Raw genomic sequence first — 21330 nt, forward strand, 5'->3', positions numbered from 1 at the left:
GGCGCCTCGTCAGTGTGGGACATGTGGGACATGTCGGATGCCCGTGGCCTCAGCCGAAGATGGAGGCGGCCTGCTCCTGGATGCTGGCCGTCACCCCGTCGATGTCGTCGGGGTTCTTCAGGAAGTCCTGGATCGACGGGATCATCACGGTGTTGGCGAAGTCCGCGTTGGTGTCGCGGTCCATGAACTGGGCGATGTTGGCCGCGGCTCCGACGACCTCGGCCGACTTCTTCTGCAGGTCGCTGTACTTCGCGGTGCTGGCACCGGAGTTGGCGGCGATGAACGGCGCCGAGGCGTTGTCGTTGCCCGCGTCGGCGGCTGCCGCGCTGCCGAGCCACTTGGCCATCGCCTTGCCGGCCTCCTGGTTCTTGCCCGCCGAGGCGACGCAGAAGCCGTCGATCGGGGCGTCGAGCGCGTCGGCGCCGATCGAGGAGTCGAGCTCGGGGAAGGTGAAGAAGTCGAGGTCGTCGCCGTTCTCGCCCAGCGCGTCGACCACGAAGGTGCCGAGGAGGTACATGCCGCACTCGCCCTTGCCCATCGAGGTCGCGGCCTCCTGCCAGGTGCGGCCCAGCGGGTCGGCCTGGTGGTACGGCAGCAGCTTGCGCCAGGTGTCGAACACGAGCTTGACCTCGTCGCCGTCCCACTTCTCGTCACCGGCCATGAGCGACATGTGGAAGTCGAAGCCGTTGAGGCGCATGTTGAGGATGTCGAAGGTGCCCATGGCGGGCCAGCCGTCCTTGTCGCCGAAGGCGAACGGGGTGACGCCCTTGCCCTGCATCTCGTCCATGAGCGCCATGAAGTCGTCGTTGGTCTCCGGCGGGGTCCAGCCGTTCTTCTCCCACACCGACTTCCGGTAGAACACCGCCCACGGGTAGTAGCTGATCGGCACGAAGTACTGCTTGCCGTCGGAGGCGGTCGCGGCCTGCTTGAAGGAGTCGCCGAGGCCGTCGATGGGCCACTCGTCGCTCAGGTCGGTGATCAGGCCGTTGTCGGCGAACTGCGACATGCGGAAGCCGGCGAACCAGGTGAAGACGTCGTCCGGGGTGCCCTGGAGGTAGGTGTTGATGCTCTCCTGGAACGTGTTGTGGTCCACCGCGTTGAGCGCGACCTTCGTGCCGCTCTCCTTGGCGTAGGCGTCCCCGATCGCCTTGAGGCGGTCGTAGGCCGGGCCGGAGCCCTCGGCCTCGTTGATGCCGAACTTCACGGTGGCACCGGACCCGGTGGCGGGGCCGGCGTCGTCACCTCCGCACGCGGCGAGCAGGCCGGAGCCGCCGACGGCGAGACCGGAGAGCGCCATGCCACGGAGCACGGAGCGGCGCGAGGCCTCCATCGTGACCATGGCGGAGCGGGGGATGGCGCTGGAGCGGGAACGGGACACGAGGAGCCTCCTGGAGACAAAACCAAACAGGGATGCACAGCATGTGACGACCAACACAGACCCGTCAAGCCTCAATCTGGTCACATTCCGGGCCAGATCAAACATTTCCGAACCGAAATCCACCAAGGGGCGTTGACTTCACCGTGTGAGGGTGACCACAGTGTTGGCCATGCCTGCTCCCCTGCCTGCCCTTGCCTTCGGTGGTGACTACAACCCTGAGCAGTGGTCCCGCGAGGACCACGTGGAGGACCGCGCGCTGATGGGTGAGGCCGGGGTCGACCTGGTCACCCTCGGCGTGTTCTCGTGGGCCTGGCTGCAGCCGGGCCCCGACACCTGGGACTTCGGCTGGCTCGACGAGCAGATGGACGGCCTCCACGCCGCCGGCATCCGCGTCGACCTCGCCACCGCCACGGCCTCCCCGCCGCCGTGGCTGACCCACCGGCACCCCGAGATGCTCCCGGTGACCCAGGACGGCACCACCCTGTGGCCCGGCGGCCGCCAGGCCTTCTGCCCGAGCTCGCCGGTCTACCGCGAGCACGCCCTCGAGCTCTGCACCCGGCTCGCCGAGCGCTACCACGACCACCCCGCGCTGGCGCTGTGGCACGTGTCCAACGAGATCGGCTGCCACAACGCGCGCTGCTACTGCGACGTGAGCGCAGCGGCCTTCCGCGACTGGCTGCGCCGGCGCTACGACGACGACGTCGCAGCGCTCAACCACGCCTGGGGCACCGCGTTCTGGTCGCAGCGCTACGACGACTTCGAGCAGGTCCTGCCGCCGCGGTCGGCGCCGACCTTCCCCAACCCCACGCAGCAGCTCGACTTCCTGCGCTTCTCCTCCGACCAGCTGCTCGACAACTACGTCGTCGAGCGTGACGTGCTGCACCGGCTCTCCCCCGGCGTCCCGGTGACCACCAACTTCATGGTCATGCGCCAGACGATGGAGATGGACTACCTGCGCTGGGGCCGGGAGATGGACGTCGTCTCCAACGACCACTACCTCATCGCCGCCGAGGACGGCGGCCACCGCGAGCTCGCCTTCAGCGCCGACCTCACGCGCGGCACCGCGGGCGGCAAGCCGTGGCTGCTGATGGAGCACTCCACCAGCGCGGTCAACTGGCAGCCCCGCAACCGCGCCAAGCGTCCCGGCGAGATGACCCGCAACAGCCTCGCCCACGTCGCGCACGGCGCCGATGCCGTCCTGTACTTCCAGTGGCGCGCCTCGCGCGCCGGTGCGGAGAAGTGGCACTCCGGGCTGCTCCCGCACGCCGGCACCGACACCCGCCAGTGGCGCGAGGTGGTCTCCCTCTCCCGGCTGCTCGACTCGATCGAGGAGGTCACCGGGTCGGTCGCGGCCAACCGGGCAGCGATCCTGTTCGACTACGAGGCGTGGTGGGCCTGCCAGCTCGACTCCCACCCCAGCATCGACGTCCACTACCGCGACCGGGCCGAGGACGTGCACCGCGCGCTGTCCGCGCAGGGAGTGGGCACCGACGTGGTGCACCCGGGCACCGACCTGTCGGGCTACGACCTCGTCGTGGTCCCCACCCTCTACCTCGTCTCCGACGAGACCGTCGCGTCCCTCACCGCAGCGGCCGAGCGCGGCGCGACGGTCGTCATCACCTACTTCAGCGGGATGGTCGACGAGCACGACCACGTCCGCCTCGGTGGCTACCCCGGCGCCTTCCGCGACCTCCTCGGCGTCCACACCACCGAGCTGATGCCGCTGCTCGAGGGCGAGCAGGTCCGCGTGGAGGGCCTCGGCGCGGGCACCGTCACCGCCGACGTGTGGGCCGAGGACCTCGCGCTCACCACCGCGCAGGCCGTGGCGACGTACGCCGACGGGCCCGCCGCGGGCCTGCCGGCCGTCACCCGGCGCGAGGTCGGGTCCGGCACCGCGTGGTACGTCGCGACCCGCCTCGACGCCGACGGCACCGACGCGCTCGTCGAGCGGCTGGTCGCGGAGTCCGGCGTCGAGCGGCTCCCGGGGGCCGGGCCCCTGGTCGAGGTCACCCGCCGCGTCGGCGAGGAGGCCAGCTGGCTGTTCGTGCTCAACCACGGCGAGGAGCCGGCGGAGGTCGACGTGGCCGGGCACGACCTCGCGTCGGGCAGCGACGTCGACGGCGACCTGGTCGTGCCGCCCGGTGGCGTCGTCGTGGTGCGCGAGCGCGAGCGCCGGGACGGACGGGCCTGATGCTCGCGGCGCAGCGGCGCGGACGCATCCTGGCCGAGCTGAGCCGGGACGGCACCGTGCGGGTGACCGACCTCGTCGAGCTGCTCGGCGTCTCCGACATGACCGTGCGCCGCGACTTGGTCGCGCTCCACCGCGACGGGCTCCTCGAGAAGGTGCACGGCGGCGCGCTCGCGGTCGCCGAGCCGTCCTCGTCGGAGCCGGGCTTCGCCGCCAAGTCGGTCCAGCACCTGCACGAGAAGCAGGCGATCGCCGCCGCCGCGGCCGAGATGGTCCACACGGGCATGGCCATCGCGGTCTCGGCCGGCACCACCACCCACGCCCTCACCGAGCACATCGCCCGGATCCCGCACCTGACCGTGGTGACCAACTCGGTGTGGGTGGCCGACGTGCTCCACCGCACCGGCGACCCCACCACCTCGGTGCTGCTCACGGGTGGCCTGCGCACCCCGTCCGACGCCCTCGTCGGCCCGGTCGCCGTGTCGTCCCTGCGCAGCCTCCACGTCGACGCCTTCTTCATGGGCGTGCACGGCATGGACGTGCGCGCCGGCTTCAGCACGCCCAACCTGCTCGAGTCCGAGACCAACCGGGCGATGATCGAGCGCTCCCGGCGCCTCATCGTCTGCGCCGACTCCAGCAAGTGGGGCGTGGTGGGCCTGAGCAGCATGGCCGGCCTGAGCGAGGCCTCCGTGCTGGTGACCGACTCCGGGCTCTCCGCCCAGGCCAGCGGCGCGCTGGCCGACCACGTCGGCGAGCTCGTCGTGGTCGACCCGCTCGCCCTCGACGTCGAGGCCCCCGAGGAGGCCGACGCATGACCTCACCCACCCCTGTCCCGGTCCACCTAGCCCGGGGCGGCGTCAGCCTGGTCCTCGGGCGCGACGACGCCGGCGTCCCGGTCGTGCTCCACTGGGGCGCCGCCCTCGGCGACCTCGACGACGCCGCGCTGTCGGCCGTCGCGGCCGCCCGGACGCCCGGCGTCTCGCGGTCGTCGTACGACGCACCCCGGCTGACCGGGATCGTCCCCGACGCCTCTCGGGGCTTCTCCGGCACCCCGGCCCTGACCGGGCACCGCGTCGGCGGCACCGCCACCGCGGCCACCCCGAGCCTGGTCGACTGGGACGTGCGGGTCGACGACGACCCCGTCGGCGACGCCACCGCCACCCTCACCGCCCTCGACGCCGAGGCGGGCTGGGCCGTCCAGCTCGTGCTCGTCCTCGACGAGGCCGGCCTGCTGCACTCGCGCACCAGCGTGACCAACGCCGCCGAGGGAGACCTCCACCTCGGCAGCGTGCTGGCCGCGCTCCCGGTCGGCGCCCACGCCACCGAGCTGCTCGACCTCACCGGTCGCTGGTGCAAGGAGCGCACCCCGCAGCGGCACCCGTGGGTGCAGGGCACCCACCGCCGCGACGGCCGCCGGGGCCGCACCGGTCACGACGCCACCCTGGTGATGGTCGCCGGCACCCCGGGCTTCACCTTCGGCACGGGAGAGGTCTGGGCCGTGCACACCGCGTGGAGCGGCAACCACACGACGTACGCCGAGCGCACGCCCGAGGGCGAGTGCCTGCTCGGCGGGGGCGAGCTGCTCAGCCCGGGCGAGGTCGTGCTGGGTCCGGGCGAGACCTACCTCTCCCCCACCCTGCTCGGTTCGTGGTCGCCCGCCGGGCTCGACCCGATGAGCCACCGCTTCCACGCCCACCTGCGCTCGGTCACCCCGCTCTCCCGCAGCGAGCGGCCGGTGATCGCGAACTCGTGGGAGGCCGTCTACTTCGACCACTCGCTCGCGCGGATCGCCGAGCTCGCCGACGCCGCGGCGTCGGTGGGCGTCGAGCGGTTCGTCCTCGACGACGGCTGGTTCCTCGGCCGACGCGACGACACCGCGGGGCTCGGCGACTGGGCCGTCGACCCCGAGGTGTGGCCCGAGGGCCTGGGCCCGCTCGTCGACCACGTCACGGGCGCGGGCCTCCAGTTCGGCCTCTGGGTCGAGCCCGAGATGGTCAACCTCGACTCGCGGACCGCACGCGAGCACCCCGAGCGGGTGCTGCGCGGGCGCGCAGCGGTGCCGCCGCCGTGGCGCCACCAGCAGGTCCTGGACCTCCAGGACGAGGGTGCGTACGCCGACCTCCGGACCTCGCTCCTCGCCCTGCTCGACGAGCTGGACGTGGCCTACCTCAAGTGGGACCACAACCGCGACCTCACCGACGTCACCCACGACGGCCGGCCCGCCGTGCACGGCCAGACCCTGGCCGCCTACCGGCTGCTCGACGAGCTGCGTGCCGCGCACCCCGAGGTCGAGATCGAGTCCTGCTCCTCGGGCGGCGGCCGCGTCGACGCCGAGATCCTGCGCCGCACCGACCGGATCTGGCCCAGCGACACCATCGACCCGCTGGAGCGCCAGCACCTGCAGCGCTGGACGTCCCTGCTGGTGCCGCCGGAGCTGATGGGCTCGCACGTCGGCGGTGCCACGTCCCACACCACCGGGCGGACCCACGCCCTGCGCTACCGGGCCGCCACCGCGCTGCTGCACTGGTTCGGCATCGAGTGGGACATGTCGCGCCTCGACGAGGCCGCCCTGGCCGAGCTGGCCGACTGGATCGACCTGCACAAGCGCATCCGGCCTCTCATCGGCAGCGGGACGCTCGTGCACCCCGACCACGCCGACCCGGCCGTCGTCGTGACCGGCGTCGTCGCGCCCGACCGCTCCGAGGCCTGCTACGTCGTCGCGACGGTGGCCGCGACCGCCACCCAGCACCCCGCCCCGCTGCGGCTCACCGGCCTCGACCCCGACAGCACCTACCGGCTCGTCGAGGAGCTGCCGCCCACCGCGGGCGGTGCCGACCTCACCCACGGGTGGTCGGCGAGCGGTGCCGTCCTCAGCGGCCGCCTGCTCGCCACCACCGGCGTCGCGCTCCCGGTCCTCGACCCCGAGGAGGCACGCGTGCTGCGGGTGGTCGCGACCTGGGCGGCGCCCTGGCCGGCAGCGGGTGGCGTCCTAGGCTGACGGGCATGGACGCGCAGGCCTGGGACGCGAGGTACGCCGCGAGCGAGCTGGTGTGGTCGCGCGGGCCCAACCACTTCGTCGCCGAGGAGCTCGCCGACCTGCCGCCGGGCACCGCCGTCGACCTCGCCGCCGGCGAGGGCCGCAACGCGATCTGGCTGGCCTCGCTCGGCTGGGACGCCGTCGCCGTCGACTTCTCGCAGACCGGCCTCGACAAGGGCCGACGGCTGGCCGAGGGCGTCGACCTGCCCGGGTCGCTGACCTGGGTGTGCGCCGACGCGACGACGTGGCAGCCGGGGTCGCCGGTCGACCTCGTGGTCGTCGCCTACCTCCAGCTGCCCGCCGACGAGCGGCGGCTGGCCGTGCGGGGCGCCGCCACGATGCTCCGGCCCGGTGGCACCCTGCTGATCGTCGCCCACGACACGACCAACCTCACCGAGGGCACGGGCGGGCCGCAGGACCCGGCGGTGCTGATGAGCGCCGACGACGTGCTGGCCGACCTCGCCGGCCTCGACGTCGAGGTCGTCCGGGCCGGGCGCGTGGCCCGCGAGGTCACCGTCGCCTCGGGCCACCACGAGCACCCGGGCGACGAGCGGCGTACGGCCTGGGACTGCCTGGTGCGGGTCGTCCGCCGCTGAGCCGGCGCGGGGTCATGACACGGCGCGTGCCGTCAACGGGCGGGCGGAGCACCGCGTGGTGGCACGGGCCCCGTCAGGAAGAGTCCAGGTGCTCGTGCGTTGCGGCACGCACCGGATCGGCTCGGACGCTGCCTCCGTGCGGGTAGGAGCACGACCCGTGTCAGGACGGCGGTCGCGGGCCGTCCGGAAGGAGCACGACCCGTGTCAGGTCATCGGTCGAGGGCGCCGCGAGGGCTGGGCTCAGCCGTCCGTCTTCTGCTGCCCGGCCGTCTCGTCGGTGGGCGTCCCGCCGGTGGTGGTCCCGTCGGTGGGCTGCTCGGTCGTCGCGGGCTCGTCGCCGTAGAGGCCCGCGGCCTTGGCGGCCTCGGCCTTGCGCAGCTGCTTGACCAGGCTGAACCCCAGCACGACGACCGCGATGATGAGGAAGATCCACAGCGCGAAGCCCAGCGGGCCGGCGACGACCTCGCTGTCCTCGGGCGTGGAGTCGGCCAGGACGGTCAGCAGCATCTGCATGCCCCCATCATCCCACTCCGCCGGTGGCGGGCCACGCTCAGGGCGCGGGGACCGGGATGCCGGCGAAGAGGTCGTCCTCGGGCAGGGTGCTGTCGACCCGCGACTCGACGAGCTCGTAGTCCTCGGTGGGCCACGTCCGCTGCTGGATCTCGCGCGGGATCGCGAACCACATGCCGTCGGGGTCGATCTGCGTCGCGTGCGCCAGCAGCGCCTGGTCGCGGACGCCGAAGTACTTCCCGCACGGCACCTTCGTGGTGATCCGGTCGTCCCACTCGGGCTCGCGCTCCCACTTCGCCAGCCGCTCCTCGTAGGGCGACTCGAGGCCGTGGGCCAGCATCGCCTCGTGGAGGGCATGGGTCTTCGCCCAGCTCCAGCCGTGGTGGTAGTAGAGCTTGAGGGGCTGCCAGGGCTCGCCCGCGTCGGGGAACCGCTCCGGGTCGCCGGCGGCGTGGAAGGCCGCGACCGACACCTCGTGGCAGCGGATGTGGTCGGGGTGGGGGTAGCCGCCGCGCTCGTCGTAGGTCGTCATCACGTGCGGGCGGAACGCCCGGATCAGCCGGACCAGCCGCTCGGTGGACTCCTCGAGCGGGACCAGCGCGAAGCAGCCCTCCGGCAGCGGCGGCAGCGGGTCGCCCTCGGGCCAGCCGGAGTCGACGAAGCCGAGCCAGTCCTGGCTGATGCCGAGGATGTCGCGGGCGCGGTGCATCTCCTCGCGGCGGATCTCGGAGATGTTCTCCCAGACCTCGGGCCGGTCCATCTTGGCGTTGAGGACCGAGCCGCGCTCGCCGCCGGTGCAGGTGACGACGTGGACGTCGACCCCCTCGGCGACGTACTTCGCGGTGGAGGCCGCGCCCTTGCTCGACTCGTCGTCGGGGTGGGCGTGGACGTGCATCAGTCGGAGACCGCTGCGCGGGCGGTCTGCGGGGGGCTGGGCCATGGACGCGAGTCTAGGAGGTGGCGCTTACGCTCTGGTGCGTGACCACCGACCTCACCGACCGCTACGGCGCCCCGTCGCGCTGGACCCGACCGGTCACCATCGCCGTGGCCGCGGTCCTCGCGGTGGTCGGCCTGGGCTGGCTGGGGTGGGCGGCGTGGTTCCACGGCAGCCCCGACGTGACGTCGGAGGTGATGACCTACGACGTGGTGAGCGACCACCAGGTCGACGCCCGCGTCGACGTCGACCTCGCCGAGGGCATCGACGCCAGCTGCCGGGTCCGCGCCTACGCCGAGGACCACACCACGGTCGGCGAGATGACCTTCACCCCCGTCGACGGGCCCAACCGGGTCGAGATCCGCACCGAGCGCCGTGCGACGTCGGTGGAGAAGGTCGGCTGCACCGCCCCCGGGCAGTCGCGCCCGCGCTGAGCGGCGTACGCCCCTCCCACCCCTCGGTGGGTGGGGACGACCTGCGCAAACCCCTCGCGCTTGCTAGCCTGTGGGTTCTGCCCGTCCCGGGAGCGCTGGCCCACGTCCCACGCCGCGCCCACCCCCGACCGGACGGAAGACGATCCACCACCCCGTCCGGGGCTGCTGCGCCACACCCGGCGCCGTGACCACCGGACCACCAGTAGTTCTACGCGAAGCAGGAGTAGTGACATGACCGACCAGGGCACCATCTGGCTGACCCAGGAGGCCTACGACAAGCTGCAGGCCGAGCTCGACGACCTCCGGGGTCCCCGTCGCCAGGAGATCATCGAGAAGATCGCCGCGGCCCGCGACGAGGGCGACCTCAAGGAGAACAGCGGCTACCACGCCGCCAAGGACCAGCAGGGCCAGCAGGAGGCCCGGGTCCGCCAGCTCGAGGACATGCTCCGTCGTGCCGAGGTGGGCGAGACGCCCGCCGACGACGGTGTCGTCGAGCCCGGCATGGTCGTGACCGTCGACTTCGGCGACGGCGACCACGAGAAGTTCCTCCTCGGCGCCCGCGAGAACCTCATGGAGGGCGACGACCTCGACGTCTACTCCCCCGAGTCGGCCATGGGCGCGGCGATCAACGGCCGCACCAAGGGCGACGAGGTGTCCTACACCACGCCCAACGGCAAGCAGCTCAGCGTGACCATCGTCGACGCGGAGCCCTACAAGGGCTGACCGCCGCCGTCATCGCTCGTCGAGCGGTGGTCCAGCCACGTTCCGGACGTCCGGAACGTGGGTGGGCCACCGCTCGCGGGCATTTCGGGCGGGTACGCCGTCGGGTGAGGGCGCTCAGTCGTGGACGCGGTAGCCGCGCTCGCGGAGCCGGGCCATCAAGTGCTCGGCGTGGGCGTCGCCGCGGGTCTCGAGCTGGATGCGCACCTCGACCTCGTTGAGCGTCAGCGAGGGCGAGATCCGCTCGTGGGCGACCTCGAGCACGTTGGCGCCGGCCGCGCCGACCTCGGCGAGCAGCGAGGCCAGCCCGCCCGGGAGGTCGGGGATGCAGACGCGGAGGTAGAGGTAGCGGCCGGCGGCGGCGAGGCCGTGACGGATCACCTTGCTCAGCAGCAGCGGGTCGATGTTGCCGCCCGACAGCACCGCGACGGCCGGGGTCTCGAAGCCGGTCGGGTTGTCGAGGAGCGCGGCGACGGCGGCCGCGCCGGCCGGCTCGACGACCTGCTTGGCGCGCTCGACCAGCGCCAGCAGGGCGCGCGAGAGCGACTCCTCCGAGACGGTGAGGATCTCGTCGACGTGGTCGCGGACCGCCGCGAAGGTGATGTCGCCGGGGCGCCCCACGGCGATGCCGTCGGCCATGGTGCTCATCGACTCCAGCGGCACCGGGCGGCCCGCAGCGAGCGACCCGGGGTAGGCCGCGGCGCCCTCGGCCTGCACGCCCACGACGCGTACGTCGGGACGCATCTCCTTGATCGCGATCGCGACACCGGCCAGCAGCCCGCCGCCGCCGGTCGGCACCAGGACGGTGCGCACGTCGGGCGCCTGCTCGAGGACCTCGAGGCCGAGGGTGCCCTGGCCGGCGACGATGTCGACGTGGTCGAACGGGTGGATCAGCACCGCGCCGGTCTCGTCGGCGAAGGCTCGGGCGGCGACCAGCGAGTCCTCGAGGTAGCGGCCGTGGAAGACCACGTCGGCACCGTAGCCGCGGGTGGCCTTCTCCTTGGGGATCGGCGCGCCCTCGGGCATGAAGACCGTGGACCTGATGCCCAGCGTGGTCGCGGCGAGGGCGACGCCCTGGGCGTGGTTGCCGGCCGACGCGGCGACGACGCCGTGGGCGCGCTCCTCCTCGGAGAGCCGGGCGATGCGCACGAAGGCGCCGCGCGCCTTGAACGACCCGGTCCGCTGGAGGTTCTCGCACTTGAGCCAGACCGGGCCACCCACCAGCGCGGAGAGCCAGCGCGACTCCTCCATGGGGGTGACGACCGAGACGTCGGCCAGCATCTCGCGTGCGGCCTGCACGTCGGCGAGGCTCACCTGCTCGGTCATCGCGGGTCCTTCGTGGTGGTGGTGTCGTCGCCGGGGGCGTCGGGCCCGGCGAGCGGGCCGTCGTCGGCGGGGACGGGGTCGGGTGGGGTGCCGTCGGCGGCGAGGTCGTCGTCGAGCGCCTCGTCGGGGTCGTCCTCGCCGATGGCGGTGTAGGAGGCGAGGTGCTGCACCACGGCGTTGCCGGCGGCGACCAGCGGCACCGCGATGAGCGCCCCGGCGACGCCGGCGACCAGCACCCCGCAGCCGATGGCGACGATCACGCCGAGGGGGTGGATGGAGACGAAGCGGCCCATGAGGAAGGGCTGGAGGATGTGGCCCTCGATCTGCTGCACCAGGACCACCCCACCCAGCATGAGCGCGGCGGTGAACGGGCCCTGGTCGACGAGTGCGACGAGGATCGCCACGGTGCCGGCGATGGTGGCGCCGATCATCGGCACGAACGCGCCGAGGAAGACCAGGACGCCGATCGCGACCACGAACGGCACGCCCAGGATCGCGGCGACGATCATGATGCCGATCGCGTCGGCGAGCGCCACCAGGACGGTCGCCCGCACGAACTGGGTGAGCGAGATCCACGCGACCCGCCCGGAGGCGTCGACGCGCTCGCGGGCGGCGCGCGGGGCGATCCGCACCGTCCACGACCAGATCCGGTCGCCGTCGGCGAGGAAGAAGTAGGTGGAGAACAGCACGATGAAGAAGCCCGCGATGACGTGGCCGACCGCGGTGCCGACCTCGGTGACGCGGTTGACGACCCCGCCGGTCTGGGTGCTGTCGGAGACGGCGCCCTGGATCTCCTTGATGTAGCCGTCGAGCTGGGAGTCCGAGACGTTCAGCGGGCCGGTCCTGAGCCAGTCGCGGACCTGCCCGAGCCCGGTCACCACGGAGTCGGCGAGGTCGCTGGCACCCTGCGCGACCTGCTGGCCGACGAAGGTCAGCAGGAGTGCGACGGTGCCGATGCCGAGCACCATCACGATGCCGGTGGCAGGACCGCGCGGGAGCCCCACGCGGCGCAGCCACGCCACGAGCGGGGCGACGAGCGCGGAGATGAGCAGCGCCACCGCGAGCGGCAGGGTGATCACGGCGAAGTGGCGCAGCGTCCAGAGCAGGCCGAGGGCGGCGGTGACGATGACGATGAGGCGCCAGGACCACGCGGCGGCGAGGTCGAGCCCCCAGGGCACCTGCGCGCGGCTGAAGTTGGAGGGCCCGGTGCGGAACGCCGGCTCGGGGCGGCGCTCGGCCCGCATCTGCGCCCACTGGGCGAGGATGCGCTCGCCGAGGCGGTCGTCCTCCTCGCTGCGTCCCAGCGTCGGGAAGAGGCGGCGGCGTACGGACTCGGCCTCGGTCTCGCCCGGCTCGGGGGCCTGCTGCTGGCTCACTCCGGTCACGCTAGCGCCCGCCCGCCGTGCGCAGCCCACCCAGCAGGCGGTGAGCGGCGAGCGGGTGCTCGTCGGCGAGCAGCCCGGCCGCGGCGAGCACGTAGTCGTGGTCGACCACCACCACCGGGTCGCGCGGGAGCTGCCACCCGCCCTCGAACGCGTCGCCCGTGGCGGGCAGCAGCACGCGGGCGACCGCGTCGGGACCGCCGTGGCGCAGCACACCGCCGGAGCCGATCATCAGGTCGACCTCCCGGAGGTCCTTCCCGCTGCGCTCCACGACGCGGCCCTCGGGGCTCACCACGACCTTGCTGCGTCCAGCGTGGCGCTCGAGCGCGATCCGGACCGCCGCGGCGGCGATGGCCAGGTCGGCCTCCTGCTCGGCGGCCGGGTCGGGGCACGCGTCCGGTAGCAGGTCGGGGTCGGCGTGGCGGCGGGCCGCGGCTGCGGCGAGGTCGTCGAGACCGGCGGCCTCGACCGTCGACACGGCCGACCAGCGCATGCCGAGGTCGCCCTCGACGGTGCGGGTCACAGGGGTGGTGGCGACGACCTCGCGGGCCAGGCCGCTGTCCTCGGGGTCGAGCTCCACGACGCTGTGCACGTCGGTGGTCGCGCCGCCGACGTCGACGACGACGACGTCGCCGGCCCCGCGGTGCTCCTCGTCGAGCCCGTCGCCGAGCCCTCGGGCGAGCAGCTCGACCCCGGTCAGCACGACGTCGGGCGTGGCCCCCCGGACCATGTCGGTGAAGCCGCGGCCCCGTGCGTCGGTGCGGCTGCTCAGGTGCTTGCCGCCGATGACGTGGGACAGGAAGATCTCCCGGATCGCCCTGCGCGCGCTGTCGGGCGCGAGCACGCCGATGCGCGGCACGACGTTGTCGGCGACCACGTGGGGCGTGCCGGCGCCGGCGAGCAGGGACCCGACCGTCTCCCGCGAGTCGACGTTGCCCGCCACCACGACCGGGCCGGGCCACGGCGTGGCGGCCAGGAAGGCGGCGTCGCCCTCGAGGACCTCGGAGTTGCCGCCGTCGGTGCCCCCGACCAGGAGGACCACGTCGGGCTCGGCCGCGCGCAGCTCGGCCAGCTTGGCGGCGTCGAGGCCGCCGTGGAGGACGAGGACCACCTTCCCGCCGCTCGACAGCGCCACCCGGCGGCCGGCCTCGGCGGTGACCAGCTCCTCGTTGCCGACCACCGCGACCCGCAGCCCGCCGCCGGCGCTGGAGCACGCCAGCACCTCGGCGTCACGGGCCCGCTCGTCGCGCTCGGCCAGCACGGCCACGCAGGCGTCGTACCCGTCGAGCACGTCGCCGCGCCCGTCGGCGTCCGGGAGGGTCGTGGGGTGGCTCGCGGTGGCGAGGAGGTCACCGCTGTCGAGGTCGACGAGCGCCGCCTTGGTGAAGGTCGACCCGAAGTCGACGCAGACGACGACGCTCACACCAGCACCGACAGCCCGACCAGCACGACGAGCACCAGCACGGTCGTGAACACGACCGGCACCGCGCTGCTCGCCGGCAGGGCGCGGCCCTCACGGATCGCCGCGTCGGCCTGGCGGTGGCGGTGCATGCCGACGACGGCCGTCAGGGCGGCGGCGGCGAGCAGCGCCACGCCCAGCAGCGTCTCGCCCCACGAGTCGCGCAGCAGGTTGAGCGCGCCGACCGCCGCGACCAGCAGGCCGACGGCCGTGCGCTCGTAGGCGAGGAAGGTGCGCTCGTTGGCGAGGGCGTACCGCGGGTCGGTCTGGTCGGCTGCGGGCACCGTCACCCCAGCGCCCGGTCGAGGTCGGCGAGCAGGTCCTCGACGCTCTCGATGCCGACGCTGAGCCGGACCAGGTCGGCGGGGACCTCCAGGTCGGTGCCGGCCACGCTCGCGTGCGTCATCCGGCCGGGGTGCTCGATGAGCGACTCGATGCCGCCGAGCGACTCGGCGAGGGTGAACACCTCGGCGCGGTCGCAGACCGCCAGCGCCTGCTCCTCGCCGCCGGCGACGCGGAACGAGATCATCCCGCCGAACCGCTTCATCTGGCGCGCCGCGACCTCGTGGCCCGGGTGCGAGGCGAGACCGGGGTAGATCACCTCGGTGACGCGCGGGTCGGCGTCGAGGAAGGCCGCGATCCGCTCGGCGTTGTCGCAGTGCCGGTCCATCCGCACGCCGAGCGTCTTGAGCCCGCGGTGGGTGAGGAAGGCGTCGAACGGCCCGGCGACCGCGCCCATCGCGTTCTGGTGGAAGCCGATCTGCTCGGCGAGGTCGTGGTCGCGCACGACGACCGCGCCGCCGACGACGTCGCTGTGCCCGCCGACGTACTTGGTGGTGGAGTGCACGACCACGTCGGCGCCGAGGGTCAGCGGCTGCTGGAGGTAGGGCGAGGCGAAGGTGTTGTCGACGACGAGCAGGGCGCCGGCGTCGTGGGCGACGCCGGCCAGCGCCTCGATGTCGCCGATGGTGAGCATCGGGTTGGTGGGGGTCTCGACCCACACCAGCCTGGTCCGACCGGGCTCGATCGCGGCCGCGACCGCGTCGGTGTCGGCGACGGCCGCGGGGCTGTGGTCGAGGCCCCAGACCTTGGCGACCTTGTCGAAGAGCCGGAACGTGCCGCCGTAGGCGTCGTCCGGGATGACCACGTGGTCGCCGGGGCGGGTCAGGGCGCGGATGACGGCGTCCTCGGCAGCCAGGCCGGAGGCGAACGCGAAGCCCCGCTCACCCTCCTCGACCGCGGCGAGCGCGCCCTCGAGCGCGGTGCGGGTGGGGTTGGCCGAGCGGCTGTACTCGTACCCGCCGCGCAGCCCGCCGACGCCGTCCTGCTTGTAGGTGCTGCTGGCGTAGATGGGCGGGTTGACCGCCCCGGTCATCGCGTCGGGCTCGTAGCCGGCGTGGATCGCACGCGTCTCGAACCCGACCTTGTTGGCACGTTCCTGGGTCACGTGGCGAGCGTAGTCCCCGCCGGCCGCCGAGCCGACAGCGGAACGGCCGCCACGTATGGGGCGTGGCGGCCGTTCCCCCGAGGCGGTCAGTTGGGCGCGAAGATCGCCGTGAGGGAGCTGTCCCACATCACGTGCTGACCGGAGTACTCGTTGCACACGAGGTTGGCGGTGAACAGCGTCCCCTTGGTGACCGGGAACCCCCTCGTCCCGGCAGCAGTGGAGTAGTCGCCGGCTGCTCCGCTCATGTTCTGGACGGCGGCGAAGTCGAAGGCATTGCTCAGGCTGATCGAGCAGCGCGCGATGCCCGCCGTGGTGGTCTCGATCTGGCCCGACGACGAGACCACCACGGTCCCGTTCGCGGGCGGCATCAGGCTGACCGATCGCGTGACGAGGTCGGTCGAGGCCAGGGCGAGCGACTGGTCGCCACCGGCCGTCGCGGCGACCGCGTTGACGAAGGGCGCCAGCTTGGCGTCGATCTCGGACTTCTTGTAGTAGCTGCCGAGCTTGGTGTCGGTGGCCGCGTTGGCGGCGGCGTCGCCGGCCGCGGACTCGGCCTTGGTGGCGAACGCCTGGTTCGCCTTCGACTTGGTGTAGAACGCCTTCGCCGCGAGCGGCTTGAGCTCCTTCTTCCAGATCTTCTTCCAGCTGGTGGCCGCGGCCTGGGAGACCTCGGCCCCGGCGGGCGTGACGGCCATCAGGCCGCCCCCGACCAGGACACCCAGCAGGACGGCCACCAGGAGCTGGCGGACCGGACGACGTGACGACATGTGCGATTCCTCTCGAGCGGTGCGTGGGGGGCCCACGCTGCTCGCTCGCCGCCGTCCGCACATCGGTGCAAGCACGACGACTAGACCACGTAGTCCTACCGATGTCCGGGTGCCAGACACCGCCGCCCGGCCTTGTGCGCCCGGGGAGAATGGGGACATGTTCGGATTCGGCAAGCCCTCCACCCTCCCCACTCCCGACCAGGCCCTGCCCGGCCGCGCGGAGCCGATGTGGACGCTGGGGCGGCACGTCGTGCTCGACGCCCCCGTCGTCACCGACGAGGTCCCCGACGGCTACGAGGTCGCCCTGCTCGGCCTCGGCTGCTTCTGGGGCGCGGAGGAGATCTACTGGCAGGTCCCGGGCGTCTGGTCCACCTCCGTCGGCTACGCCGGCGGCAGCACCCCGAACCCCACCTACGAGGAGGTGTGCACGGGGCAGACCGGCCACACAGAGGCGGTGCGGGTGGTCTTCGACCCGACCGTGGTGTCCTACGCCGACCTCGTCAAGAAGTTCTTCGAGATCCACGACCCGACCCAGGGCATGCGTCAGGGCAACGACGTCGGCACCCAGTACCGCTCGGCGATCTACTGGACGACCCCGGAGCAGGAGCAGACCGCGCGCGAGCTGACCAAGGTCTATGGCGACGAGCTCGCCCGCCGCGGCCTCGGTGAGATCACCACCGAGGTCCGCCCGGCCAGCGAGACGCCGTACTACTACGCCGAGGACCCGCACCAGCAGTACCTCGCGAAGAACCCCTTCGGCTACCGCTGCCACGCCAACACGGGCGTGGCGTTCCCCGAGACCGCCTGACGAAGACCCGGCCGGGTCAGGCTCCGGCCGTCGCCCGCTGGCGTGCGGGCGGGGCCGGGAAGGTCATCGTCACGGTCGACCCGACCCCGTCGGGGCCGGTGGTGAGGACGATGGTGCCGTCGTGGCGCTGCACCGCACGGGCGCACAGGGCGAGGCCGAGGCCGCTGCCGGGGCGCTTGACGCCGGCGGTGGAGACACGGGTGAACCGATCGAAGACGGTGGCCTGCAGCGGCTCGGGCACGCCCACGCCGTTGTCGGTGACGCGGATGACGACGCCGGCCTCCGAGTGGTCGGCCCGCAGGTGCACCACGGGCGGCACGTCGTCGGCGGTGTACTTCACGGCGTTGCCGATGACGTTCGCGAGCACCTGGCGGACCAGCGACGGGTCGCCGGCCATGGTGCCGAGCCCGGTCGGCACCTCCACCGCGCCGCGGCCGCTGGCGGCGATGACCTCGTCCGCGACCTCCCGCACGCAGGCGTCCAGGTCGATGTCGCGCAGGTGGACCGGGGCGCTGCCCGCCCGGGCGTAGGCGAGCAGGTCGTCGATCATCTGCGACATCCGGTCACCGGCCGCGGTGATCCGGCCCAGGGCCTCGCGGGCCCCGTCGTCGTGGCTGCCCTGGTCGGTCAGGTGCTCGGCCAGGACCTCGACCCACGACGACATCGCGGCGAGCGGGCTGCGGAGGTCGTGGGCGACGGCGCCGGCGAACGTCTCGAGGTCGTCGACGTGGCGGCGGTGCTCGGTGTCGTCGCGCACCGACACCACGGCGAGCCGGCTGCTCGGGTCCTCCCCCAGGTCGAGAGCGTCCACGCGGACGTTGACGTAGGAGTCGTCGGCGTCCGGGCGACGCACGACCAGCGCCGCCGTGACGCTCTCGCCCGTCGCGAGGGCGAGGCTGTGGGGCATCGAGGCGAGGTCCATCGGCGCGCCGTCGGCGCGGTGCACGCCGTACGCCGCCGGGTGGTCGTCGTCGGAGAAGCGTCCGTGCGGGCCGGGCAGCAGCCGCGCGGCCGCGGGGTTCTGCACCACGATGCGCCCGGTCGCATCGATCACGGCGACCCCGTGCTCGAGGCGGTCGGTCACCGCGTCGAGGAGCTGGGCGCGCTCGTCGGCCTGCCGGCGCGCCTCGGTGAGCTCGAGCATCATGTCGTGGCGCTCGCGCACCGCCCAGGACAGCATCAGGCTGATGGCCGCCTGCACGAGCACGAACGCCTGCACCACCAGCGACCGCATCAGCGGGTCGGCGATCGTGCTGAACGGACCGGTGCCGGTCAGGGACGCGACGATCGCGACCAGGCCGCCAGCAGTGGTCAGCACGGCTGCGACCACCGGGGAGAACCGGAAGCCGACGAGCGCGGCGACTGCCACCAGCAGGAACGCGACGGGCAGGCCCTGGGTGTCGCTGAACACGACGTAGGAGACCGCACCCGCCACGACGACGGTCACGGCGAGCTCGGCGAGACCGCGGCGGCGGTCCTCGTTGGTGACCAGGCTCGACCACGACGGGCCCGGGCGGTGGGCGTGGTGCGCCGCGACGACGGCCAGCACGACGCCGGCGACGACGAACACCCCGGTCGTGTTGCGAACCACCCACGCACACGTGATCACGAGTGAGGCGTGGCCGGTGATGAGGTAGCCGCCGAGCACTCCGAACGGCGCGCTCGCCACGCCCGCGGCCGCAGACGCCTGGGCGAGAGCGACGACCCCGTGGATGGAGCCCATCGCCTGCGCCCTGCCGGACCTGCCCTCGGCCGAGCGCAGGGAGGGAAGGACCCACCCCAGCACCTGGCGCACCGTGAGGCCCGCCACGACGTTCGCGACCGAGAGGAGCGACGCGGGGACGGGGCTGACGCCCAGGGCCAGGTTGACGACGACCGTCGTGGCGAACAGCACGGGCAGCGTGGGCGCGAGCTGGCGGCGCGACGAGCGTTGCACCCACAGCGCCGCGACCCCGGCCGCCGGCCAGAAGAGCGCGAGCCCGGTCTCCGGCAGCGCGGTCGCCCGGCCCGCCGCTACGGCAAGGGCGTACAGGGCAGCCCACCACAGCGTGCGTGCGACGGACATCTTCACGCCCGTGTGATCGGCCGCGATCCACCGGATCGGAGGGAAACGGGCGACCTTCCACATCACGGTCAGCGTGACGGGTGCCCGTTCGCGCCCGGCTCGCGCTCCAGCCGGGCGAGGACGGCGCGCGCCGCGGCGTCGGAGGGGTCGAGGTCGACGTGGTCCTCCTCGACGTCGCCGACCCGCACGCGTACGACGTGGCCGCCCGACCGGGCCGTCAGGCTGACGAAGCGCTCACCGAGCACGGCGAGGAGCTGGTCGAGGCGCGGCAGCCAGACGGCCTCGCCCTCCTCGACGTCGTCGAGGGCCCACTCGGTGGTGCCGTTGAACGCGAGGACGCGTCCCGACGGGTGCTCGCGCACCTCGACCACCATCGCGCTGACCGTGAAGACCGCGTCGTCGAGGTCGCGGTCGGGCAGCCAGAAACGGTCGCCGTCGACGGGCGTCCACGCCAGGCCCGCGTCGTGCAGGCGCAGCGCGAGGTCGGGGGTGGTCACCCGGACAGTGTGGCGCGCTGGCGGTGACGTCGGTGAGGACCGCAGCTCGGACAGCTCAGCGGACGGTCAGCCGCTTCCAGCGTGACACGTTGCCCGCGCCGTCGGAGACCCTCACGAGGATCCGCCCACCGGTGCCCGTGAAGGTCGAGCGCTTGCGGTAGGCACGCCACCGGCCGGGCTTGCCCTTCCTCGTGGTGACCTGCATGGACGCGACACCCGACGTCTTGTCTGCCGCCTTGAGGACCACCACCCAGCGCATCTGTGCCCGGCGGGGGGCGAGGTCGACCGACCGCCGCGACCCCTGGGACGGTGCGGCCGAGGCAGACAGCACGGAGGGCACCGTCTGGTCCAGGATGATGTCGTCCTGGTACGTCTCGGGACCTGCCTGCCCGCCCGTGAACCGGGCGTAGATGGTCTTGGGGAGGCGCTCGGGGCCGCTGGAGTCGAGCGTCCACGCCACCGTCTCCGCGACCGGCCGCTGCGAGGCCGGGAAGAAGCCGCCGTCGTTGGAGACGAGCACGTCCTTGGCATGGGTCGGCCACCGCATGAAGACGGTCACGTGGGGGTCGTTGGTGTACCTCGCACCTTGGTTGATCGAGACGCCCACGGGCCCCGCGGGCGACGGGGTGCTGACGTCGACGACGGTGCTGGCCGTCGCCGTGCCACCGGCAGGTGCAGTGACACGCACGGCGATGGTGCGCGCGCCGGGCACGTCGTAGGTGCGCGAGACCCGGCTGCTCGTACCGGTGTCGGTCTCGAAGGACCCGTCGCCGTCGAGGTCCCACTCGAAGCGGGTGGGGGAGGCGAACGGGACGCTCGAGGCGCTCGCGTCCAGCGCGACCGGGCTGCCGGTGGAGGTCTGAGCGGCCGAGGAGGTCAGCCGGGCGTCGGGCGTCGTCGGATCGAGGTGGACTCGGATGTTGTTCGTCAGCAGCCACGCCGCACCGTTCGGTGCCACCGCGAGGTCGCCGGCCCCCGCAGAACCTCGGTCGACGCCCAGGGTGGAGCTGCCGTCCGCAGCCCACTTCCGGACCGATAGACCCGACGAGGTCTGGATGGTGGAGACCACGTCGCCGGCAGCAGTGCTGTCGACCGGCCCGGTCGCGCCCGGGATCCGCCGCAGCACGGCGCCGCCCTGGTCGTACTCCGTGATGCCGGTGCTGCTCGAGCTCACCAGCACGTGTCCGCCGGGCAGCGCCTCGACGGACGACCCGGACGCGGCGAAGCCACCGAGCGTCTCGCCCGTGCTGTCCGCGTACCCCTGCACCCCGGTGCCCTGCGCGCTGACGACCCACACGGTGCCGCCACCCACCGACAGGTCGCGCGGCGAGGTCGTCAGGGTCGTCTCCCAAAGCCCCGTGCCGGTCGGCCCCACCTTGCGCAGCACGTCAGCGTTGCTGCTCGAGTCGCGGAATGCGAGGTAGAGGTTGCCGGAGGGGTCGACGTCGAAGCCGCTGAGGAGCGGCACCGAGCCCACCTGGACGTCCCGCAGGTGGGCGCCGTTCGTGTCGCTCTCGGTGACCTGCGTGGTCCCTCCGGAGAGGAACGCCGTGTAGAGGTGAGCCTCCGGTCCGCCGACCGCGAGGCGCCACGGCATCGGGAGGGACGGGTACGGCGTCTCGGTGACGCCAGCCTGGCCGGGAGGGGCTGTGACGAGCACGAGAGAGAGGACAGCAAGGACCGAGAGCCCACCGCGCCGAGCGGTGGAGACGACTGACGACTTCACCGTTGGAGGCTAGACGCGGTCGCGGTCGTGCGCAGGAGAAGCGGCAGACTGCTGCG

General features: G+C 73.1%; 19 protein-coding genes. 7 read left to right on the forward strand and 12 right to left on the reverse strand.

Features of this window, described 5'->3' with window-relative positions; all coding sequences use genetic code 11:
• Positions 1–49 precede the first annotated feature (49 nt).
• On the reverse strand, positions 50–1378 hold the full coding sequence (locus tag ACFFJG_RS05445) for an ABC transporter substrate-binding protein (protein ID WP_378517582.1): 1329 nt from the start codon (positions 1376–1378) through the stop codon (positions 50–52).
• Between the two features lie 169 nt (positions 1379–1547).
• On the opposite strand from ACFFJG_RS05445, the gene ACFFJG_RS05450 reads away from it, so the two are divergent.
• Genes ACFFJG_RS05450 through ACFFJG_RS05465 form a run of 4 tightly spaced genes read left to right on the forward strand, consistent with a single transcriptional unit; the run spans position 1548 to position 7199 of the window.
• A complete protein-coding gene (locus tag ACFFJG_RS05450; RefSeq protein WP_378517583.1) occupies positions 1548–3569 on the forward strand; it encodes a beta-galactosidase in 2022 nt (673 codons plus the stop codon).
• Positions 3569–4381, forward strand: coding sequence for a DeoR/GlpR family DNA-binding transcription regulator (locus tag ACFFJG_RS05455; RefSeq protein WP_378517584.1), 813 nt, complete (start codon positions 3569–3571; stop codon positions 4379–4381). Before ACFFJG_RS05450 ends, ACFFJG_RS05455 begins: the two co-directional genes overlap by 1 nt.
• Entirely contained in the window at positions 4378–6564 is a 2187-nt protein-coding gene (locus ACFFJG_RS05460) for an alpha-galactosidase (RefSeq protein WP_378517585.1), read from the forward strand. The genes ACFFJG_RS05455 and ACFFJG_RS05460 overlap by 4 nt, the downstream gene beginning before the upstream one ends.
• A gap of 5 nt (positions 6565–6569) precedes the next feature.
• Positions 6570–7199, forward strand: coding sequence for a class I SAM-dependent methyltransferase (locus tag ACFFJG_RS05465; protein WP_378517586.1), 630 nt, complete (start codon positions 6570–6572; stop codon positions 7197–7199).
• Between the two features lie 240 nt (positions 7200–7439).
• On the opposite strand, the gene ACFFJG_RS05470 is transcribed toward ACFFJG_RS05465, so the two are convergent.
• Together ACFFJG_RS05470 and mca are read right to left on the reverse strand one after the other, a co-directional pair.
• Entirely contained in the window at positions 7440–7712 is a 273-nt protein-coding gene (locus ACFFJG_RS05470; protein WP_378517587.1) for a hypothetical protein, read from the reverse strand.
• A gap of 37 nt (positions 7713–7749) precedes the next feature.
• Positions 7750–8649, reverse strand: a complete 900-nt coding sequence (gene mca, locus ACFFJG_RS05475; RefSeq protein ID WP_378517588.1) for a mycothiol conjugate amidase Mca — start codon at positions 8647–8649, stop codon at positions 7750–7752.
• A 38-nt stretch (positions 8650–8687) separates the two neighbouring features.
• Between mca and ACFFJG_RS05480 the strand changes: the two genes are divergently transcribed.
• The gene (locus ACFFJG_RS05480) at positions 8688–9077 is read left to right on the forward strand and encodes a DUF4307 domain-containing protein (protein ID WP_378517589.1); all 390 of its coding nucleotides are present in this window, start codon (positions 8688–8690) and stop codon (positions 9075–9077) included.
• 231 nt (positions 9078–9308) lie between these two features.
• Positions 9309–9800: a transcription elongation factor GreA gene (gene greA / locus ACFFJG_RS05485; RefSeq protein ID WP_378517590.1), complete on the forward strand. Its 492-nt coding sequence runs from the start codon at positions 9309–9311 to the stop codon at positions 9798–9800.
• 114 nt (positions 9801–9914) lie between these two features.
• Here greA and ilvA read toward each other — a convergent pair whose 3' ends face one another.
• The 6 genes from ilvA to ACFFJG_RS05515 form a co-directional block, all read right to left on the reverse strand.
• Positions 9915–11123 carry a threonine ammonia-lyase gene (gene ilvA / locus ACFFJG_RS05490; protein ID WP_378517591.1) on the reverse strand — a complete coding sequence of 403 codons (1209 nt, stop codon included), beginning with the start codon at positions 11121–11123 and terminating at the stop codon, positions 9915–9917.
• Positions 11120–12499, reverse strand: a complete 1380-nt coding sequence (locus ACFFJG_RS05495; RefSeq protein WP_378517592.1) for an AI-2E family transporter — start codon at positions 12497–12499, stop codon at positions 11120–11122. Before ACFFJG_RS05495 ends, ilvA begins: the two co-directional genes overlap by 4 nt.
• Positions 12500–12509: 10 nt before the next feature.
• Positions 12510–13928, reverse strand: coding sequence for a glutamate mutase L (locus ACFFJG_RS05500; protein ID WP_378517593.1), 1419 nt, complete (start codon positions 13926–13928; stop codon positions 12510–12512).
• On the reverse strand, positions 13925–14248 hold the full coding sequence (locus ACFFJG_RS05505; protein ID WP_378517594.1) for a DUF202 domain-containing protein: 324 nt from the start codon (positions 14246–14248) through the stop codon (positions 13925–13927). Before ACFFJG_RS05505 ends, ACFFJG_RS05500 begins: the two co-directional genes overlap by 4 nt.
• Positions 14249–14250: 2 nt before the next feature.
• Positions 14251–15411: a cystathionine gamma-synthase gene (locus tag ACFFJG_RS05510; protein ID WP_378517595.1), complete on the reverse strand. Its 1161-nt coding sequence runs from the start codon at positions 15409–15411 to the stop codon at positions 14251–14253.
• Between the two features lie 86 nt (positions 15412–15497).
• Positions 15498–16178, reverse strand: coding sequence for a hypothetical protein (locus ACFFJG_RS05515; RefSeq protein WP_378517596.1), 681 nt, complete (start codon positions 16176–16178; stop codon positions 15498–15500).
• 157 nt (positions 16179–16335) lie between these two features.
• On the opposite strand from ACFFJG_RS05515, the gene msrA reads away from it, so the two are divergent.
• Positions 16336–16986, forward strand: a complete 651-nt coding sequence (gene msrA, locus ACFFJG_RS05520) for a peptide-methionine (S)-S-oxide reductase MsrA (RefSeq protein WP_378517597.1) — start codon at positions 16336–16338, stop codon at positions 16984–16986.
• 16 nt (positions 16987–17002) lie between these two features.
• Here the strand turns inward: msrA and ACFFJG_RS05525 are convergent, their stop codons facing one another.
• From ACFFJG_RS05525 to ACFFJG_RS05535, 3 genes are all read right to left on the reverse strand, one after another.
• Positions 17003–19051 carry a sensor histidine kinase gene (locus ACFFJG_RS05525; RefSeq protein WP_378517598.1) on the reverse strand — a complete coding sequence of 683 codons (2049 nt, stop codon included), beginning with the start codon at positions 19049–19051 and terminating at the stop codon, positions 17003–17005.
• 68 nt (positions 19052–19119) lie between these two features.
• Positions 19120–19548, reverse strand: coding sequence for a pilus assembly protein CpaE (locus ACFFJG_RS05530; RefSeq protein WP_378517599.1), 429 nt, complete (start codon positions 19546–19548; stop codon positions 19120–19122).
• Positions 19549–19603: 55 nt separating this feature from the next.
• Positions 19604–21274 carry a PKD domain-containing protein gene (locus ACFFJG_RS05535; protein WP_378517600.1) on the reverse strand — a complete coding sequence of 557 codons (1671 nt, stop codon included), beginning with the start codon at positions 21272–21274 and terminating at the stop codon, positions 19604–19606.
• Positions 21275–21330: the final 56 nt, after the last annotated feature.

The organism is Nocardioides zeicaulis, assembly GCF_042432345.1.
Lineage (GTDB): Bacteria > Actinomycetota > Actinomycetes > Propionibacteriales > Nocardioidaceae > Nocardioides > Nocardioides zeicaulis.

Bases quoted from the DNA above. Each gene is read 5' to 3' on its own strand.
- ilvA (WP_378517591.1), bottom strand. From the start codon at position 11,123: ATGACCGAGCAGGTGAGCCTCGCCGACGTGCAGGCCGCACGCGAGATG.
- msrA (WP_378517597.1), top strand. From the start codon at position 16,336: ATGTTCGGATTCGGCAAGCCCTCCACCCTCCCCACTCCCGACCAGGCC.
- ACFFJG_RS05515 (WP_378517596.1), bottom strand. From the start codon at position 16,178: ATGTCGTCACGTCGTCCGGTCCGCCAGCTCCTGGTGGCCGTCCTGCTG.
- ACFFJG_RS05465 (WP_378517586.1), top strand. From the start codon at position 6,570: ATGGACGCGCAGGCCTGGGACGCGAGGTACGCCGCGAGCGAGCTGGTG.
- ACFFJG_RS05460 (WP_378517585.1), top strand. From the start codon at position 4,378: ATGACCTCACCCACCCCTGTCCCGGTCCACCTAGCCCGGGGCGGCGTC.
- greA (WP_378517590.1), top strand. From the start codon at position 9,309: ATGACCGACCAGGGCACCATCTGGCTGACCCAGGAGGCCTACGACAAG.
- ACFFJG_RS05525 (WP_378517598.1), bottom strand. From the start codon at position 19,051: ATGTCCGTCGCACGCACGCTGTGGTGGGCTGCCCTGTACGCCCTTGCC.
- ACFFJG_RS05455 (WP_378517584.1), top strand. From the start codon at position 3,569: ATGCTCGCGGCGCAGCGGCGCGGACGCATCCTGGCCGAGCTGAGCCGG.
- ACFFJG_RS05470 (WP_378517587.1), bottom strand. From the start codon at position 7,712: ATGCAGATGCTGCTGACCGTCCTGGCCGACTCCACGCCCGAGGACAGC.
- mca (WP_378517588.1), bottom strand. From the start codon at position 8,649: ATGGCCCAGCCCCCCGCAGACCGCCCGCGCAGCGGTCTCCGACTGATG.
- ACFFJG_RS05450 (WP_378517583.1), top strand. From the start codon at position 1,548: ATGCCTGCTCCCCTGCCTGCCCTTGCCTTCGGTGGTGACTACAACCCT.